This is a genomic window from Phytopseudomonas daroniae, assembly GCF_004327285.1.
In the GTDB taxonomy this organism is placed as follows: Bacteria; Pseudomonadota; Gammaproteobacteria; order Pseudomonadales; family Pseudomonadaceae; genus Aquipseudomonas; species Aquipseudomonas daroniae.
The window spans coordinates 16483-32250 of the sequence record NZ_QJUI01000006.1; the positions used below are offsets into that span (position 1 = coordinate 16483).

Here is a 15768-nt window from a genome sequence, read left to right on the forward strand (position 1 = left end):
GGTTCGCCGATTCGGCCATTACTGCCTCAGACCTGACTACAACGTAAAAAACAGCGAGGGAGTTTCCATGTTCAAGCACTTGCGTCCATGCATCCGGGCCGCCATCGGCCTGTCCATTCTGGCCGGCGCCAGCACCTCGGCCCTGGCCGATTCTTCCAGCCTGACGGTGATTTCCTTCGGCGGTGCCACCAAGGTCGCGCAGACCGCCGCCTACTTCAAACCCTTCGAGCAGAGCGGTGCCGCCAAGGTGATCGCTGGCGAATACAACGGCGAATTGTCCAGGGTGAAAGCCATGGTCGATGTCGGCCAGGTCACCTGGGACGTGGTCGAAGTGGAAAGCCCGGAGTTGCAGCGCGGCTGCGAGGAGGGCCTGTTCGAGCGCCTCGACCCGGCCATTCTCGGCGATACCGCCAACTTCATTCCCGGCACGGTCAGCGAATGCGGCGTGGCCAGCTACGTCTGGTCGATGGTGCTGGCCTATAACGGCGACAAGCTGAAAACCGCCCCGAAATCCTGGCAGGACTTCTGGGATCTCAAGCAATTTCCCGGCAAGCGTGGCCTGCGCAAGGGTGCCAAATACACCCTGGAAGCCGCCCTGCTGGCCGATGGCGTGAGCCGCGAAGAGCTGTACAAGGTGCTGGCCACACCTGAAGGCGTCAACCGCGCCTTCAAGAAACTCGACGAGATCAAACCGTCCATTCAATGGTGGGAGGCCGGTGCCCAGCCGCCGCAGTGGCTGCTGGCCGGAGACGTCGCCATGTCCGCGGCCTACAACGGCCGTGTCGGTGTCGCACAGAAAGAAGGCGCCAACCTGGCCATCGTCTGGAACGGCAGCCTGTACGACCCGGATCACTGGGCCATCGTAAGCGGCAGCCCGAACAAGGCCGTGGCCGAGCAGTTCATCAAGTTCGCCAGCCAGGCGGATACCCAGAAGGTGTTCTCCAGCCAGATCCCTTATGGCCCGGTACACAAGCAGGCCCTGGCCGAGCTGCCGGCAGAGGTTCGGGCGCAACTGCCGACCGCCGAAGCCAACATGGCCGGCGCACAACTGGTGAACGCCGAGTTCTGGATCGACCACGGCGAAGAACTGGAAGAGCGCTTCAACGCCTGGGCTGCGCGCTGATCGGCTAGCAGCAGAAACGAAGACGCGGGCCTAGGCCCGCGTCTTCGTTTACGGCACTCGCTCAACCATCGAGAAAGCCGTCGTCCTTCATCTTCTTCTCCGAGCTGTACTCGCACGTCATTCATAAGTGATGAGTTGAAGCATGATCCACTTCAAACGAGTCTGACGAAACGCGCCACAGATCTTAAGGCAGCGGTTCGAACTTGAGCTCGCTCAGGCTCTGTACCTTGTCTTCACGTACCATCTTGTACTCGGTGTTCGGGCCGATCCAGCGCTCCCAGATGGCGTCGATTTCACCTGCCTCCTCCATCGCGTAGAGGGTCTCGTTGACCTTGGCGAGGAAGGCCGGTTCGCCCTTGCGCATACCTGCGCCGACGGGTTCCAGGGCCATGGGCTCCTTGGCGATGGCCAGCTCGATGCCGCTTTGCTTGGCCTGCCCGACCAGCTTGATGGCGGTCATGGTGTTAGTGACCAGGCCGATCACCTTGTTCTGCTGCAAGGCCATGTAGGCCGAACCGGTGTCCTGGAAAGTCACGGGCGTGGCATCAGCCAGTCGAATGGATTGCTCGGAGGTGGAGCCCTTGGTCGAGCTGATGCGCTTGCCCTTGAAGAAGTCCTTGGGCTGATCGGCATTGGCGGCGCGCACCACCAGGGTTTCCTTGGCGATGTAGTACGGGTCGCTGAACTGGATCTGGTCGGCGCGGCTCTTGGTGTAGGCCAGATTGGCGAAAATCACATCGACGCGGCCCATCTTCACTTCCGGAATACGTGCCTCGACGGACAGTGGCTTGAGTTCCAGTTCCACGTCCAGGTGCTTGGCCAGTGCCTTGCACAGATCCACGTCCATGCCCACCAGTTCGCGGGTTTTCGGATCCGGCGCCGAGAACGGTGGCACGTCGGCGTAGACGCCGCAGCTCAGACTCTTCTTGCTCATCACATCACTCAGCTGATCGGCCTGGGCCAGCGAAATCGCCAGCGGGGACAGCGCGAACACAGCCAACAAACGCTTCAAGCTCATGGGATTACTCCTGGACTCGTGATTGAATCGGTGGTGACTTGCGGCCTCAGTGGCTGCGCAGGTCGGAAATGAAGCGCTGAGCACGCGGGTGTTCAGGCTGTTGGAAAAACGCCTCGGGTTTGGACTTTTCCAGGATCTGGCCGGCGTCCATGAACCAGATGGTGTCGGCCACTTCCCGGGCAAAGTTCATCTCGTGGGTCACGCACATCATGGTCATCCCCTCCTTCGCCAGGCCCTTCATGACGCTGAGCACCTCGCCAACCATTTCCGGATCAAGGGCGCTGGTGGGCTCGTCGAACAGCATCACCGGTGGCTCCATTGCCAGGGCACGGGCAATCGCCACACGCTGCTGCTGACCGCCCGAGAGCTGGGCCGGATAAGCACCAGCCTTGTGCGAGAGACCTACGCGGTCGAGCAACTGCATGGCCCGCGTCTTGGCTTCGGAGGCCTTGAGGCCCCGTACTTTGGTCGGGGTAAGAATGATGTTGTCCAGTGCCGACAGGTGCGGGAACAGGTTGAAGCTCTGGAACACGAACCCTACCCGGCTGCGCAGACGGTTGACGTTGGCATCGGTACCATTGACGTCGTGGCCGTCGAACAGGATCTGGCCTTGCTGGATGTTCTCCAGGCGATTGACCGTACGGATCAGGGTCGACTTGCCGGAGCCTGAAGGCCCGCACAGCACCACCACTTCGCCGCGCTTCACGTCGGCACTGATATTGGTCAGCGCCTGGTACTCGCCGTACCACTTGTTGACCTGGGAAAACATGATCATCGGATGCATGGGCGCGCCCTCAATTATCGGTAGTCAGTACGGGGCTCTTGCTCGCCACGGCCGCCGAGGTGCCCAGACGCTTGCGGGCGATACGGCGCTCGACTGCGTTGGCCACTCGGGTCAGGCCGTAGCACAGCACGTAGTAGGTGATCGCCAGGATGAAGAACACCTGGAACGGCTTGGTCAGCAGCTGGTTATTGACCTGGTTGGCGGCAAAGGTGACTTCCTGGACGTTGATCACGTAGCCCAGGGAGGTCTCCTTGATGATCGAGATGAACTGGCTGATCAGGCTCGGCAGCGAGTTGTACAGCGCCTGCGGCAGGATTACCCACGCCGTGGTGCGCATATAACCCAGGCCCAGAGCCCGCGAGGCCTCGTACTGCCCCGGCGGCAACGCCTGGATGCCACCACGCACGATCTCGCACAGATAGGCGCTCTGGTACAGCACCAGGGTGCAGAGCATGGTGGTGAAACCGGTGATGTTGTGACCGATGATCAGCGGCACCAGGAAGTAGGTCCAGAAGATCACCATCAGCAGCGGAATGCCGCGCATCACGTAGACCCAGACCGTGGCCGGGTAGCGCAGCCAGCGCCACGGCGACACCCGCGCCAGGGCCATCAGCACCCCCAGCGGAAAAGCCAGAATCAATGCCAGCGCAGCGAGAATCAGCGTGGTGGCGAGGCCGCCCAGGGCGCCATGGGGGTACTGGCCGACCAGGAACAACGTCCAGTTATCACGCAGGATCGTGAAGATATCGAACATCGCCGCTTACCTCGCCATCGCTTTGTTGAAATGACGAGCCAGCAAGGCGCCGAGCCCCATGAGTGCCAGGGAGAACCCCAGGTACACCAGGGTCGCGACCAGGTAGGCCTCGAAGGTACGGAAGGTGTAGTTCTCCACTTCCCGCGTGGCGTAAGTCAGCTCCACCACGCCAATGGCCATGACCAGGCTGGTGTTCTTGAACAACAGCACCGTGTGGTTGATCAGCGATGGCAGGCTGTTACGGATGCCTTGCGGCAGGATCACATAGCGCATCGAGCGGATATAGCCCAGGCCCATGGCCCGCGCGGCCTCGGTCTGCCCCGTGGGAATGGCCCGCAGGCCGCCACGGATGTCTTCGCTGAAATAGGCGGCCTGGCACAGGCCCAGGGCGATCAGCGAGAAGATGAATTCGGTGCTGTAGTTGGCCAGCCAGATCTGCGTGGATTCCGACAGCAGAGTCGGGATGCCGAAGTACCACAGCATCAGTTGCACCAGGGTAGGCACGTTGCGGTGGTAGGACACATAGGCTGCCACCGCGCCTTCGGCATAGCGGTTGCCGGTCAGGCGAATCGACACCAGCACCAGGGCCAGCGCCATGGCCAGACACCAGGCGAAGAAGGCCAGCTGCAGCGTCATGCCGATGCCCTTCAGGATCAGCTCGGCGTACTCGCCCTGCAGGATCGCGGAAAGATCGAAATCAGTCGTCATGGTCAGGTTCCAGTGACTTCAGCTTGGGGCAGGAGCAAGGCGCCAGTCTGGGCTGGCGCGAGTGAAGCAGGCGGCTTGGGCCGCTCTAGGGATAGAGCCTGACGAACTACAGCTTCAGATTTCTCCAGGGCGAGCGGTGGAAAGCCCACCGGGAACCTGCAGGGTCGGGGTGATTTCCATATGGCCGATGTTCACCGCCACCGGTGCTGCGATGGCGAAGGCGATGGCATCGGCGATGTCCTTCGCCTCAGGCAATTCGAAACCTTCCAGGAAACGCTTGCGCACTTCTTCGGAGTCGCCGTGCACATGGGCGAAGATGTCGGTAGCCACACGCCCCGGACAGATCTCGGTGACCCGCACGCGCTTGCCGAAGGCATCCACCCGCAGCTGTTTGGAGAGCATGCTCACTGCGGCCTTGGTCGCGTGATAAGTCGCGTTGCCGCCGAAGTTGTAGGCGGCGGCGATGGAGCTGATGTTGACGATGTGCCCACGGTCGCGCTCGACCATGCCCGGCAAGGCCAGGCGAGCGATCTGCAGCACCGCCCGCAGGTTGACGTCGACCAGCAGGTCGATGCCTTCGGCGTCGGCCTTGAGCAGCGAGCCGGGACGGTCGACCCCAGCATTGTTGATCACCACATCGAAGACATTGCTACGGAACAACTCGGTCAGCCCGGCCAGGTCGGTGACGTCGATGGCGTGAGCGATGCATCCGGTGCGCTCGGCCAACTCGGCCAGCTTGTCGGCGCTACGGGCCAGGGCATGAACCTGCAGCCCCTCGGCACACAGACGCTCGACGACGGCAGCGCCGATCCCGGAGGAAGCGCCGGTGACCAGCGCGGTTTGGTAGTCGGAAAATGGCATGACGTGTTCCTCTGATTCCTCTGCGATCGCCGGCCATGAGGGGGCGATTGCCTTTCACTGGACTGTAACCACTGCCGTTCGGGTCGACCAAGACGCAATGATTGTGTGGCAATAAGCTGCGCTTATGACCCAGCCAGCAGCTGTGTAATCGGGGTGATCAGCCCGCCCTGGCGCTCGATGCTGGCGCGGATGCTGCGGGCGAAGTCGACGGCGCCCGGCGTGTCGCCGTGCAGCAGGATCGAGCGCGCATTCACCGCCACGCGCTTGCCGGTGATGGTGGTCACCGTGCCGTCCTCGAGCAGTTGGGCGATGCGCGCCATCACCTGCCCGTGATCGCTGACTACCGCGCCGGGCGTACCGCGCGGCACCAGCAGGCAATCGTCGTCGTAGGCACGGTCGGCGAGGAAGGTGGTGGCCACGCGCAGGCCGCATTTGTCCGCCGCACGCTCGATGGCCTGGCTGCTCGACGAGCTGATGATGATGCCCGGGTCGAAGCTGGCCACCGCCCGCACCAGCGGCCCGGCCAGTTCGGCATCGGCCGCGGCCATATTGCCCAGGGCGCCATGGAAGCTCATATGGCTGACCCGGTGACCGGCTGCCCTGGCGATGCCACTGAGGGCGCCAAGCTGGTAGATCACCATGCAGCACAGCTCCTTGAGCTCGATATTCATCCGCCGCCGGCCGAAGCCCTGCAGGTCGGGGAAGCCGACATGGGCGCCGAGGTCGATGCCCAGGGCCTTGGCCCGGCGCACCGTGGCATCCATGATCAGCGGGTCGCCGGCATGGAAACCACAGGCCACGTTGGCCGAGGAAATCAGCGCCATCAGCGCTTCGTCCTCACCCATTTTCCAGGGGCCGAAGCCCTCGCCCAGGTCGGCGTTCAGGTCGATCTTCACGATGCCAGCTCCTCGAGTTCGATCAATGTCTGGCCATAGCCAACGGTTTGGCCATCCGCCACCGATACCTGCCGCACGCGCCCTGCCACCGCGGCGCGCACCGGCAGAAACAGTGCGCCGACCCGCAGTACGCCAACCAGTTGACCCAGGCTGATCACGTCACCGCCTTGCACGTAGGCCGCCGTTTCGTCCGGGTGGGTGGCGAAGAACACACCAGGGCCGCTGGCCTTCACCGCACATGCGAGACGTTCTCTGCCGCGCGCAGGCGTTACGCTGGCCGATAGCGAAGCGCTCGGACTGATTCGCGCCGTACGCCGCAGCAGTACGCTCTCGTCGCCCCGTTTCAACTCGATGGCGGTCAACCCGGCCTCGCCAAGCCAGATCGCCAACTGGCGAATCTCGTCAATCTTCATCAGGGGTTTCCTCAACTGCGCAGCGCCAGCTGCTGGCGGGTGCGTTCGATAAATGCCTGGTTGGCCTCGAGCGCATCCAGGGCCTGGTCATAACTGCAGGCGACGAAGCGCACCTTGCTGCCGATAGCGGCCTGGCCCAGCCGCCAGATATCCGCCTCGATCACCGTGGCGAACTTCGGATAGCCACCGCTGGGTTGCGCATCGCGCATCTGCACGATGGGCTGGCCGCCGTGGGGCACCTGGATCACGCCCGGCACGATGCCGTGGGAGCGGATTTCCAACGGCCGCTCCGGCAACAGCGGCGTGCCCTCCAGGCGATAGCCGTAGCGGTTGCTCTGCGGGGTGATCTTCCACTCGCCGGCGAAGAACGCATCCCGCGCCTGGGCGCTGAAACACTCGAACTCCGCCGCCGGCAGCACCCGTATCGCCGGGCGGCCTTCCACCGTCAGCGGCAGGGCGGCGAACACCGACTCGACGCCGAAGTCGGCGGGCTGGTCGAGACCGGGACGCGCTGCGGAAATGCGGTCGCCGCGCTCCAGAGCGCGGCCCTGCCAGCCGCCGAACTCGCCGCGCAACTGGGTACTGCGCGAACCCAGCACCTCGGGAACGTCGACGCCGCCGGCCAGGCACAGGTAGACACGGCTGCCCGAAGTCGGATACGTCAGCGTCAGCACCTGGCCCTTGCGCCCGTGGGCCACCCAGTTGGGCGGCAGGCGCTGGCCATCGAGGCGCGCGGCGCAGGCGGCGCCGCTGACGGCGAAGGTGCAGTCCTCGACGAAGCGTGCCTCGAAGGGGAACAGCGGAATCTCGATGGCCGCCGCATTGAGGTCGTTGCCCAGCAGCAGGTTGCCGAGCTGCAGGGACAGCGCGTCCATCGCCCCGGAGGTGCCGACGCCGTAACCCAGGCTGCCGTGGCGACCGAGATCCTGCACGGTGGCCAGCGCCGTGGCGCTGATGATTTCGATCATCGGATGATCCTCTCGATACGCAGACGCAGTCGATCGCCCGGCTGCAGGATCGCCGGCGGATTTCGTTGGGAGTCGAAGAACACCATCGAGGTACGGCCGATGGTGTTCCAGCCGCTGGGGCCGGCCGACGCGGAGATGCCGGTCTGCACGCCACCGATGGACACCGCGCCGGCGCCGATGCTGAGCACCGGCACCTGGCGCCGTGGCGTGGCCAGGCGCGGATCCATGCCGCCGAGGTAGCAGTAGCCCGGATGGCTGCCCAGGGCGTAGACCGGGTACAGCGGTTCGCAATGCAGGTTGGCGATGGTCTCGATATCCAGGCCGGTATGGGCGATGACATCGGCCATGTGCGGGCCGTCTTCGCCGCCGTAGACCACCGGCAGCTCGACGATGCGTCCCTCGATCGGCAACGGCTGACACTGCTCCCAACCTTCGAGCAGTTGCGTGCTCAGCCCAGCGATATCGCGCGGCGGCGTCTTGAAGGTCAGCATCAGGTTATTCATCCCCGGCACCGCCTCATGTACCGCCGGCCACTGCTGCGCCAGCCGGGCCAGGGCCCAGATGCGTTGCTGGGTGACCAGTTGCAGGTCACCGGGCGCTTCGAACAGCAGGGCCGTGGTGCCCAGCAGACTGATATGCGCGGTCATGACGAAGCCCTCTGCTGCAACCAGCGTTCGAGATGGTGAATGTCCACCGCGCCGGCGCAGAACGCCGGATCCTGGAGAATCTCGCGGTGCAATGCGAGGTTGCTGGCGATGCCGCCGATGGCCATCTCGCTCAGGGCCAGGCGCATGCGCGCCAGCGCTTCGTCGCGAGTCGCGCCCTGGGTGATGACCTTGGCGATCATCGAGTCGTAGTACGGCGGCACCCGATAGCCCTGGCTGACGTGGGAGTCGACGCGCACGCCAATGCCACCGGGCAATTGCCACTCGCTGACCAGGCCCGGCGTGGGCATGAAGGTCTGCGGGTCTTCCGCGTTGATGCGGCATTCCAGCGAATGGCCGAGCGTGCGAATGTCCGCTTGGGTCAGACTCAAGCGCTCGCCCAAGGCCATGCGAATCTGCTGCTGGACGATGTCGATGCCGGTGGTCACTTCCGTCACCGGGTGCTCGACCTGCAGCCGTGTGTTCATCTCGATGAAGTAGAAAGCGTCGTTCTCGAACAGAAACTCGAAGGTGCCGACCCCGCGATAGCCGATCTGCCGGCAGGCCTCGGCGCAACGTTCGCCGACCTGGGCGATCAGTGCCGGGTCGATACCGGGGGCGGGCGCTTCCTCCAGCACCTTCTGGTGCCGGCGCTGCATCGAGCAGTCCCGCGAACCCAGCCACAGCGCATTGCCATAAGCATCGCAGAGCACCTGGATTTCCACATGGCGCGGCTTGCCGAGGAACTTCTCGATATACAGCTCGGGGTTGCCGAACGCCCGCCGTGCTTCCTCGCCCGTTACCGCGATGGCATCGAGCAACTGCGAGGCCTCCTGCACCACACGCATGCCGCGACCGCCACCGCCGCCGGCGGCCTTGACGATCACCGGGTAGCCGATTTCCTCGGCAATCGCCAAGATCGCCGATGGCTCGGCCGGCAGAGCGGAGTCCGGCCCCGGCACGCAGGGCACCCCGGCCAGGCGCATGGCGCGCTTGGCCGCGACCTTGTCGCCCATGGTGCGAATGCATTCGGCGCTGGGGCCGATAAAGGTCATCCCGGCATGCTCGATACGCTCGGCAAAGGCCGCGTTCTCGGAGAGAAAGCCATAGCCGGGATGAATGGCCTGGGCTCCGCTCACCCGCGCGGCATCCAGCAGGGCCAGCTGATTCAGGTAGCTCTGCCCGGGCGCCGCCGGGCCGATGCACAGCGCGTCATCGGCCAGCTGCACATAACGAGCATCGCGATCGGCCTCGGAATAGACCGCAACGGTCTTCAGCCCCAGGCCCTTGCAGGCGCGCTGGATACGCAGGGCGATCTCGCCACGGTTGGCGATCAATACCTTGTCAAACATCGTGCTTCTCCGTGGCGAGATCGCCCACACGGGCTACGCCCGCCGGGCACTTTGGCTGCGCCGCTGCGCCGCGTTGCGGCTGGTCACCACAGTTGGCGATCAATACCTTGTCAAACATCGGGGTTCTCCGTGGCGAGGTCGCCCACACGGGCTGAGCCCGCCGGGCACTTTGGCTGCGCCGCTGCGCCGCGTTGCGGCTGGTCACCACGGTTGGCGATCAGAACTTTGTCGAACATCAGAATTTTCCGCCCTTGCTTACGCGATGCGCACCAGCACCTGGCCCGCTTCGACCTCGCTACCGCCCGCCACCAGAATCGCCTCGACCACGCCAGCGGCCTGCGCCTTGAGCGGGTGGAACATCTTCATCGCCTCGAGCACCGCCAGGGTCTGCCCGGCGCTGACCTGAGAGCCGACTTCGATGAACGGCGGCTGATCCGGCGCCGGGGTGAAGTGCACGATGCCATGCAGCGGCGCCTTGGCCTGGTAACCACTGACCTTCTCGCTTACCGCCTGCGACTCGGGCGTGGCAGGCTGGGAAACCGCTGCCGGCGCAGCGACTGAGGCGCACACAACCTGGCCGTGCTCACGCAGCAGACGCAGCTGCGCGCCCTCCTCGCTCAGGCTCAGCTCGCTCAGGTCGGAGTCGACCATCAGCTCGATCAATGCTTTTATGCGTTCGGGTTTCATCTACGGCCCCTGCCGATGAAAAATTGGCTGAGGGCAATGTATCGAGGCCATCCTGGAGCGGCCAAGACGGTTTGGCTGTGGGGTAATAAGGCCTCCTTATGACCCCCCGCCCTCTGCTGGCGGGCGGCTCGTGCGCATCTCGGCGACCAGCTCCAGCAGGATCGCCTTGACCGCCTGCGCCGGTACCGAAAGCGGCAAGTGGCCGGACAGGCACAGCGCCAGCGGCGCCTCGATATCCGGTTCGACGACGCGGCTCAGGTGCAGGTCATGGGCATCCGCCAGCACCCGGGCGGCCGACTCCGGGAGGATGGTCGAGCCGAAATGATCGGCCACGGCGGCGGCCAGGGTGGTGGACGACTCGATTTCCGCGACCACCTGAGCGCTCATCTCGATACGCAGAAAGGCCTCGTCGACCAGGCGACGCATGACGTTGTAGGTGCGCGGCAACAACAGCCCGTACGCCGCCACTTCGCTCAGGGCAATCCGTTCGCGCCCCTGCAATGCCGGTTCGGCGCTGACCAGGTAGAGCGGCTCGCGCATCAGTTGGATAAAGCTCAGGCCATGCACTTCGCGCCCACCATAGAGCACCGCCATGTCCATGCGGCCGTTCATGATCAACTCACTGAGGGTGGTGCCGAAATTCTCGTTGAGGTACAGCAGGATGCCCGGATGCTTCTCGCGCACCCGCTTGAGCAACGGCAACGACAGGGTCGACGCCGCGGTGCCCGGCGCCAGCCCCACCGACACCGGCCCGGACAGCGCGAGGCCACTGGCGTTGACGTCGCTCTGCGCCTGCTCGCACTGGCGCAGGATCACCTGAGCGTGGCCATACAGCACCTTGCCGGCCTCGGTCGGCGTCACCCCGCGCTTGGTGCGGATCAGCAGTTGTTGCTGCAGTTCGGACTCCAAAGTGCTGAGTTGCTGGCTCAACGCAGGCTGGGCGATATGCAATACATCGGCGGCCTGGGTCAGGCTGCCGATGTCGACGATCTTGACGAAATATTTGAGGCGACGGAGGTTCACGGTGCGCTGCTCTGTACAGATGAATACTCCCTGGCAGAGCAATAGGCGGGCCAACGCATACGGAAAGCTGCGCCTGGATACATAAGCGTTTCATATGACGACACATCGGCGACTGGCGATCCCTGTTCTGGAGCCTACGCCTTTGCTGTCGCACAACATTGGTGCGCAACATATCGAGCTCTATCCATAAGCACTTCCTATCAAACCAGAACGAACTCATCTTATGGCGCCCATGCGGCCGAGCCGTAACGTAATCCTCGTCAAGGCCCTAACCGAGGATCATTCCCGTGACCGCATCCCGCATCGCTGCCCGCGTGCTCCGTATCAAACCGTCCCCCAGCAGCGCTGCCGCAGATCGCGCCAACGAGCTGCGCCGTGCGGGCAAATCCATCATCAACCTGGTGGTCGGCGAGCCGGACTTCGACACCCCCGAGCACATTCGCCAGGCCGCCTGCCAGGCCATCGAAAACGGCGAGACGCGCTACACCCTCAATGCCGGCACGGCGGCCTTGCGCGAGGCCATCGTCGCCAAGCTGCAGCGCGAGAACGACCTGAGCTACCCGGCCAGCCAGGTGGTGGTGACCAGCGGCGCCAAGGCGGCGATCTTCAACGCCCTGGCCGCGACCCTGGGCGTCGATGACGAGGTGCTGATCCCGGCGCCGTACTGGGTCTCCTATCCCGATATGGTGCTGGCCTGCGACGGCCGGCCGGTAACGCTACCCTGCCCGGAAGAAAACCAGTTCAAGCTCAGCGCCGCGCAGTTGCGCGCCGCGATCACCCCGCGCACCCGCTGGTTGCTGCTCAACTCGCCGAGCAACCCGACCGGCGCCACCTACAGTGCCGAGCAATACCGTGCGCTGGCCGACGTACTGCTGGACTACCCCGACGTGCTGGTGATGACCGACGACATCTACGAGCACATCCGCTACGACGAACGCCCGCTCAGCCATCTGCTGACGGTCGAGCCGGCCTTGCGCAAGCGCGTGCTGATCATCAACGGCGTCTCCAAGACCTACGCCATGACCGGCTGGCGCATCGGCTACGCCGCCGGCCCGGCCGACATCATCAGTGCCATGGCTACCCTGCAGTCGCAGTCCACCAGCAATGCCTGTTCGGTCAGCCAGGCCGCCGCCGTGGCCGCGCTGCAAGGCGAGCAGAGCTTCGTCGCTGAAAGCGTCAAGGTCTACCGGCAACGCCGCGACCGCTGCCTGGAGCTGATCAACGCCATCGACGGCCTGAGCTGCATCGAGCCGGAGGGCGCCTTCTACCTCTACGTCAACTGCGCCGCCCTGCTCGGCAAGCGCACGCCACAGGGCAAGGTGCTGGAAGCGGACACCGACGTGGTGCTGTACCTGCTGGAAAGCCAGGGCGTCGCCGTGGTCGCCGGTACCGCCTACGGCCTGGCGCCGTTCTTCCGCATGTCCACCGCCACCGCCATCGAAACCCTGGAAACCGGCTGCGCGCGGATCGCGGCGGCCGTGGCCGAGTTGCGCTGAGGAGCGCGCCGTGACGATGCCGAGCCAGCCTTCGATGACCTTCAAGCAGGCGCTGCTGGCGATGCTCGGCATCTCCCTGGTGCTGATGCTGTCGGCGCTCGACCAGACCGTGATCGGCAACGCGCTGCCAAGCATCGTCAACGAGCTGCAGGGCTTCGACCTCTATGCCTGGATCGCCACCGGCTACCTGCTCGCCTCCATCGTCACCATCCCGATCTTCGGCCGCCTGGGCGATTACTACGGGCGCAAGCCCTTCATCCTCGCCGCCACCCTGATCTTCACCCTGGCCTCGCTGCTCTGCGCCCTGACCGACAGCATGCGGGTACTGGTCATCGGTCGCATCCTGCAGGGCATCGGCGGCGGTATGCTGATCGGCACGGCCTTCGCCTGCGTGCCCGAACTGTTCCCCGACACCCGCCAGCGCCTGCGCTGGCAGATCCTGCTCAGCGCCATGTTCAGCGTGGTCAATGCCATCGGCCCGGGCCTGGGCGGCTACCTCACCGGCACGTTCGGCTGGCGTTCGGTGTTCTGGCTGAACATTCCCCTGGGGGCCCTGGCGCTGTTCTTCGCCTGGCGCTTCCTGCCCTGGTATCGCCCGCAGTCTGCCGGGGCGATGAACCTCGACTGGTTCGGCGCGCTGCTGATCGTGCTGGTGCTGGGCAGCCTGCAACTGTTCGTCGAGCGCCTGGAACAGGCCGATCTGGCGCTGTGCTCGCTGCTCGGCGCGCTGTTCTGCAGTGCCGCGTTCGCCCTGTGGCGCTGGGAACGGCGCTGCCGCTTCGCCCTGCTACCGAAAGAACTCTTCACACAACCGAGCCTGCGTCTGCTGTTCGTGCTGTCGATGCTGGCCGGCGCGATCATGTTCACCCTGCTGTATTACCTGCCGCTACTGCTGCAAGGCAGTTATGGCTACTCGCCGCAGGACGCCGGCCTGCTGATCACGCCGCTGGCGTTGAGCATCACCCTCGGGGCGATCATCAACGGTCGCATCGTCACCCGCCTGGCCAATCCCAACCTGTTGCCGCTCGCTGGTTTCTGCGCGCTGCTGGTGGCGTGCCTGGGGCTCGCCTGGGCCGGCCTGTCGGCCAGTTTCAACCTGTTGCTTGGCCTGATCCTGCTGGCCGGGCTGGGGCTCGGTTTCATCCTGCTCAACCTCACGGTGTTCACCCAGACCCTCGCCGCACACCAGTTCCTCGGTATCGCCACCGCCCTGACTCAGTCATTGCGCCTGGTCGGCGGCCTGCTCGGCACAGCGATGATGGCCGTGCTGGTCAAGCTGCTCTACGCCAGCACCTTGCAGCGCAGCCTGATCGCCGCAGGTGAAGGGGATGCCCTGGCGCAATTCGCCAATCCTCAAGTGCTGTTGCAACACGCGGCCAGCGACACACAGACACCATTGCTGATGTTGGCGCGCAGCGCCCTTGCCCAGTCGATCGGCGTCGGCCTGCTGCTCTGCGCCGCCCTCGGTGTTCTGGCCCTGCTCATTCTTTACCGTTTGCCGCCGGTGGTGTTACCGCGCGTGCGACCTCCCGTTGCTCCAGAAAAACAACAACCTTGACTGCCGACATTTGACTGCCTCTCACAACACCCAATGACAACCAGAGGATGAACACGATGGAGCGTTTCAATCGCACCCCCATTCTAGCGACAGGCCTTTGTGGCCTGCTCATCGCGCAACAGGGCCATGCGGCAGGTTTCGTGGAGGACACCAAGGCCAGCATCCTGGCCCGTAACTTCTTCAGCAATGCGGACAACCGCAGTGGCAGCGCAGATCCGAGCTACACCCAGGAATGGGGCCAGGGCTTCATGCTCAACGTGCAGTCAGGCTTCACCGAGGGCACGGTCGGCTTCGGCGTGGATCTCATCGGCCAATGGGGCATCCGCCTCGACTCGGGCAAAGGCCGCCACTACAACCCCGACAGCATCAACTTCAACGGCAATGTATTCCCCACCGACAGCGATGGTCGTGCGGTCGATCAGTTCGGCAGCCTGGGCGGCACACTGAAGGCGCGCTTCGCCGAAACCGAACTGCGCTACGGCACACTGATCCCCAAGCTGCCAGTGGTGGTTTCCACTGATCGCATGCTGCAGCAGACCTTCCGCGGCGGCCAGATCCAGTCCAGGGATCTGGATGGATTCACCTTCACCGCCGGCCAGCTCGAGCATGTCATGGGCCGTGGCTCGACCGATCAGATGGGCATGTCGATTCCCGGCGCGAACAATCCGCTAACCGGTGAGTTCGTCAACACGTTCTATTACGCCGGGGTCGACTACAAGGCGCTCGACAACCTCACCCTGCAGTACTACTACGGCAACCTCGAAGACTTCTACAAACAGCACTTCGTCGGCCTGCTGTACGATCTGAAACTGGGCGAAGGCACGCTGCGTAGCGACCTGCGCCACTTCAACAACCGCTCCGATGGTGCCAACGGCCATGACTCGGCCTTCTACACCAATGGCTACTACGGCAACGGAGTGACCAAGGGCAAGGTCGACAGCCGCATGAGCAGCGCCCTGTTCTCCTATCTGATCCAGGGCCACACCTTTGCGGCCGGCTACCAGGTAGTCAGCGGAGACAGCGATGCCGTGTGGCTGAACCAGGGTGACGGCTCTTCAGCCTACTTCATGACGGAGTCGATGATCGGCAAGTTCCAGCGTGCCGGTGAACGCACCTGGCAGGTGCGCTACGGTTATGACTTCGCTAACGTCGGCGTGCCTGGCCTGACCTTCGTCGGCATGTACGAAAGTGGCTCGCACATCAAGGCGGTCGATGGTGACAAGAAGGAGTGGGAGCGCAACGTGACCCTCGCCTATACCGTACAGTCCGGCCCGGCGAAGAACCTGAACATCCAGCTTCGTCATGCACAACTGCGCTCCACCGTGGGCAATCAGCGTGACGCGGACGAGCACCGGATCCTGATCAACTACCCGATCAATATCCTGTAAGCCCCCACTTGGCAGCTGCTACAAGAGCCGCTGCCAAGCCCCGTGAAGGTCAGCCGCCGGTGTTCAACACTTGCGAGTACGTCCTCTTGCCGATC

18 protein-coding genes are annotated in these 15768 nt (G+C 64.2%); 4 read left to right on the forward strand and 14 right to left on the reverse strand.

The window, feature by feature from the left end; genetic code table 11:
- Positions 1–67 precede the first annotated feature (67 nt).
- Positions 68–1123 carry an ABC transporter substrate-binding protein gene (locus DNK06_RS07905; protein WP_131179485.1) on the forward strand — a complete coding sequence of 352 codons (1056 nt, stop codon included), beginning with the start codon at positions 68–70 and terminating at the stop codon, positions 1121–1123.
- Positions 1124–1307: 184 nt separating this feature from the next.
- On the opposite strand, the gene DNK06_RS07910 is transcribed toward DNK06_RS07905, so the two are convergent.
- The 14 genes from DNK06_RS07910 to nac form a co-directional block, all read right to left on the reverse strand.
- Positions 1308–2141, reverse strand: coding sequence for an ABC transporter substrate-binding protein (locus DNK06_RS07910; RefSeq protein WP_131179486.1), 834 nt, complete (start codon positions 2139–2141; stop codon positions 1308–1310).
- Between the two features lie 46 nt (positions 2142–2187).
- Entirely contained in the window at positions 2188–2916 is a 729-nt protein-coding gene (locus tag DNK06_RS07915) for an amino acid ABC transporter ATP-binding protein (protein WP_207389975.1), read from the reverse strand.
- Between the two features lie 19 nt (positions 2917–2935).
- Complete coding sequence (locus tag DNK06_RS07920; protein WP_131179488.1) at positions 2936–3679, reverse strand: amino acid ABC transporter permease; 744 nt, start codon at positions 3677–3679, stop codon at positions 2936–2938.
- 6 nt (positions 3680–3685) lie between these two features.
- Complete coding sequence (locus DNK06_RS07925) at positions 3686–4387, reverse strand: amino acid ABC transporter permease (RefSeq protein WP_131179489.1); 702 nt, start codon at positions 4385–4387, stop codon at positions 3686–3688.
- A 114-nt stretch (positions 4388–4501) separates the two neighbouring features.
- Positions 4502–5248 carry an SDR family oxidoreductase gene (locus DNK06_RS07930; RefSeq protein WP_131179490.1) on the reverse strand — a complete coding sequence of 249 codons (747 nt, stop codon included), beginning with the start codon at positions 5246–5248 and terminating at the stop codon, positions 4502–4504.
- Between the two features lie 122 nt (positions 5249–5370).
- Positions 5371–6144, reverse strand: a complete 774-nt coding sequence (locus DNK06_RS07935; protein ID WP_131179491.1) for a LamB/YcsF family protein — start codon at positions 6142–6144, stop codon at positions 5371–5373.
- Positions 6141–6557: an acetyl-CoA carboxylase biotin carboxyl carrier protein gene (locus tag DNK06_RS07940; RefSeq protein ID WP_131179492.1), complete on the reverse strand. Its 417-nt coding sequence runs from the start codon at positions 6555–6557 to the stop codon at positions 6141–6143. Before DNK06_RS07940 ends, DNK06_RS07935 begins: the two co-directional genes overlap by 4 nt.
- 11 nt (positions 6558–6568) lie before the next feature.
- A complete protein-coding gene (locus DNK06_RS07945) occupies positions 6569–7525 on the reverse strand; it encodes a 5-oxoprolinase subunit C family protein (RefSeq protein ID WP_131179493.1) in 957 nt (318 codons plus the stop codon).
- Entirely contained in the window at positions 7522–8172 is a 651-nt protein-coding gene (pxpB, locus tag DNK06_RS07950) for a 5-oxoprolinase subunit PxpB (protein ID WP_131179494.1), read from the reverse strand. The genes DNK06_RS07945 and pxpB overlap by 4 nt, the downstream gene beginning before the upstream one ends.
- Positions 8169–9521 carry an acetyl-CoA carboxylase biotin carboxylase subunit gene (gene accC, locus DNK06_RS07955; protein WP_131179495.1) on the reverse strand — a complete coding sequence of 451 codons (1353 nt, stop codon included), beginning with the start codon at positions 9519–9521 and terminating at the stop codon, positions 8169–8171. The genes pxpB and accC overlap by 4 nt, the downstream gene beginning before the upstream one ends.
- Positions 9514–9639: a hypothetical protein gene (locus tag DNK06_RS25430; protein ID WP_278248842.1), complete on the reverse strand. Its 126-nt coding sequence runs from the start codon at positions 9637–9639 to the stop codon at positions 9514–9516. The genes accC and DNK06_RS25430 overlap by 8 nt, the downstream gene beginning before the upstream one ends.
- The gene (locus DNK06_RS25435) at positions 9632–9757 is read right to left on the reverse strand and encodes a hypothetical protein (RefSeq protein WP_278248843.1); all 126 of its coding nucleotides are present in this window, start codon (positions 9755–9757) and stop codon (positions 9632–9634) included. The genes DNK06_RS25430 and DNK06_RS25435 overlap by 8 nt, the downstream gene beginning before the upstream one ends.
- A 19-nt stretch (positions 9758–9776) precedes the next feature.
- Positions 9777–10208, reverse strand: a complete 432-nt coding sequence (locus tag DNK06_RS07960; RefSeq protein ID WP_131179496.1) for an acetyl-CoA carboxylase biotin carboxyl carrier protein — start codon at positions 10206–10208, stop codon at positions 9777–9779.
- 96 nt (positions 10209–10304) lie between these two features.
- The gene (nac, locus tag DNK06_RS07965; RefSeq protein ID WP_131179497.1) at positions 10305–11231 is read right to left on the reverse strand and encodes a nitrogen assimilation transcriptional regulator NAC; all 927 of its coding nucleotides are present in this window, start codon (positions 11229–11231) and stop codon (positions 10305–10307) included.
- A 287-nt stretch (positions 11232–11518) separates the two neighbouring features.
- Here nac and DNK06_RS07970 point away from each other — a divergent pair, with 287 nt between their 5' ends.
- The 3 genes from DNK06_RS07970 to DNK06_RS07980 are packed head-to-tail and all read left to right on the forward strand — an operon-like array spanning position 11519 to position 15673.
- A complete protein-coding gene (locus tag DNK06_RS07970; RefSeq protein ID WP_131179498.1) occupies positions 11519–12727 on the forward strand; it encodes an aspartate transaminase in 1209 nt (402 codons plus the stop codon).
- Between the two features lie 16 nt (positions 12728–12743).
- Complete coding sequence (locus tag DNK06_RS07975) at positions 12744–14285, forward strand: MFS transporter (RefSeq protein ID WP_165493693.1); 1542 nt, start codon at positions 12744–12746, stop codon at positions 14283–14285.
- A 56-nt stretch (positions 14286–14341) separates the two neighbouring features.
- Complete coding sequence (locus DNK06_RS07980; protein ID WP_131179500.1) at positions 14342–15673, forward strand: OprD family porin; 1332 nt, start codon at positions 14342–14344, stop codon at positions 15671–15673.
- Positions 15674–15768 lie beyond the last annotated feature (95 nt).

Bases quoted from the DNA above. Each gene is read 5' to 3' on its own strand.
- DNK06_RS07905 (WP_131179485.1), top strand. From the start codon at position 68: ATGTTCAAGCACTTGCGTCCATGCATCCGGGCCGCCATCGGCCTGTCC.
- DNK06_RS07910 (WP_131179486.1), bottom strand. From the start codon at position 2,141: ATGAGCTTGAAGCGTTTGTTGGCTGTGTTCGCGCTGTCCCCGCTGGCG.
- DNK06_RS07915 (WP_207389975.1), bottom strand. From the start codon at position 2,916: ATGATCATGTTTTCCCAGGTCAACAAGTGGTACGGCGAGTACCAGGCG.
- DNK06_RS07920 (WP_131179488.1), bottom strand. From the start codon at position 3,679: ATGTTCGATATCTTCACGATCCTGCGTGATAACTGGACGTTGTTCCTG.
- DNK06_RS07925 (WP_131179489.1), bottom strand. From the start codon at position 4,387: ATGACGACTGATTTCGATCTTTCCGCGATCCTGCAGGGCGAGTACGCC.
- DNK06_RS07930 (WP_131179490.1), bottom strand. From the start codon at position 5,248: ATGCCATTTTCCGACTACCAAACCGCGCTGGTCACCGGCGCTTCCTCC.
- DNK06_RS07940 (WP_131179492.1), bottom strand. From the start codon at position 6,557: ATGAAGATTGACGAGATTCGCCAGTTGGCGATCTGGCTTGGCGAGGCC.
- DNK06_RS07945 (WP_131179493.1), bottom strand. From the start codon at position 7,525: ATGATCGAAATCATCAGCGCCACGGCGCTGGCCACCGTGCAGGATCTC.
- pxpB (WP_131179494.1), bottom strand. From the start codon at position 8,172: ATGACCGCGCATATCAGTCTGCTGGGCACCACGGCCCTGCTGTTCGAA.
- accC (WP_131179495.1), bottom strand. From the start codon at position 9,521: ATGTTTGACAAGGTATTGATCGCCAACCGTGGCGAGATCGCCCTGCGT.
- DNK06_RS25430 (WP_278248842.1), bottom strand. From the start codon at position 9,639: ATGTTTGACAAGGTATTGATCGCCAACTGTGGTGACCAGCCGCAACGC.
- DNK06_RS25435 (WP_278248843.1), bottom strand. From the start codon at position 9,757: ATGTTCGACAAAGTTCTGATCGCCAACCGTGGTGACCAGCCGCAACGC.
- DNK06_RS07960 (WP_131179496.1), bottom strand. From the start codon at position 10,208: ATGAAACCCGAACGCATAAAAGCATTGATCGAGCTGATGGTCGACTCC.
- DNK06_RS07975 (WP_165493693.1), top strand. From the start codon at position 12,744: ATGCCGAGCCAGCCTTCGATGACCTTCAAGCAGGCGCTGCTGGCGATG.
- DNK06_RS07980 (WP_131179500.1), top strand. From the start codon at position 14,342: ATGGAGCGTTTCAATCGCACCCCCATTCTAGCGACAGGCCTTTGTGGC.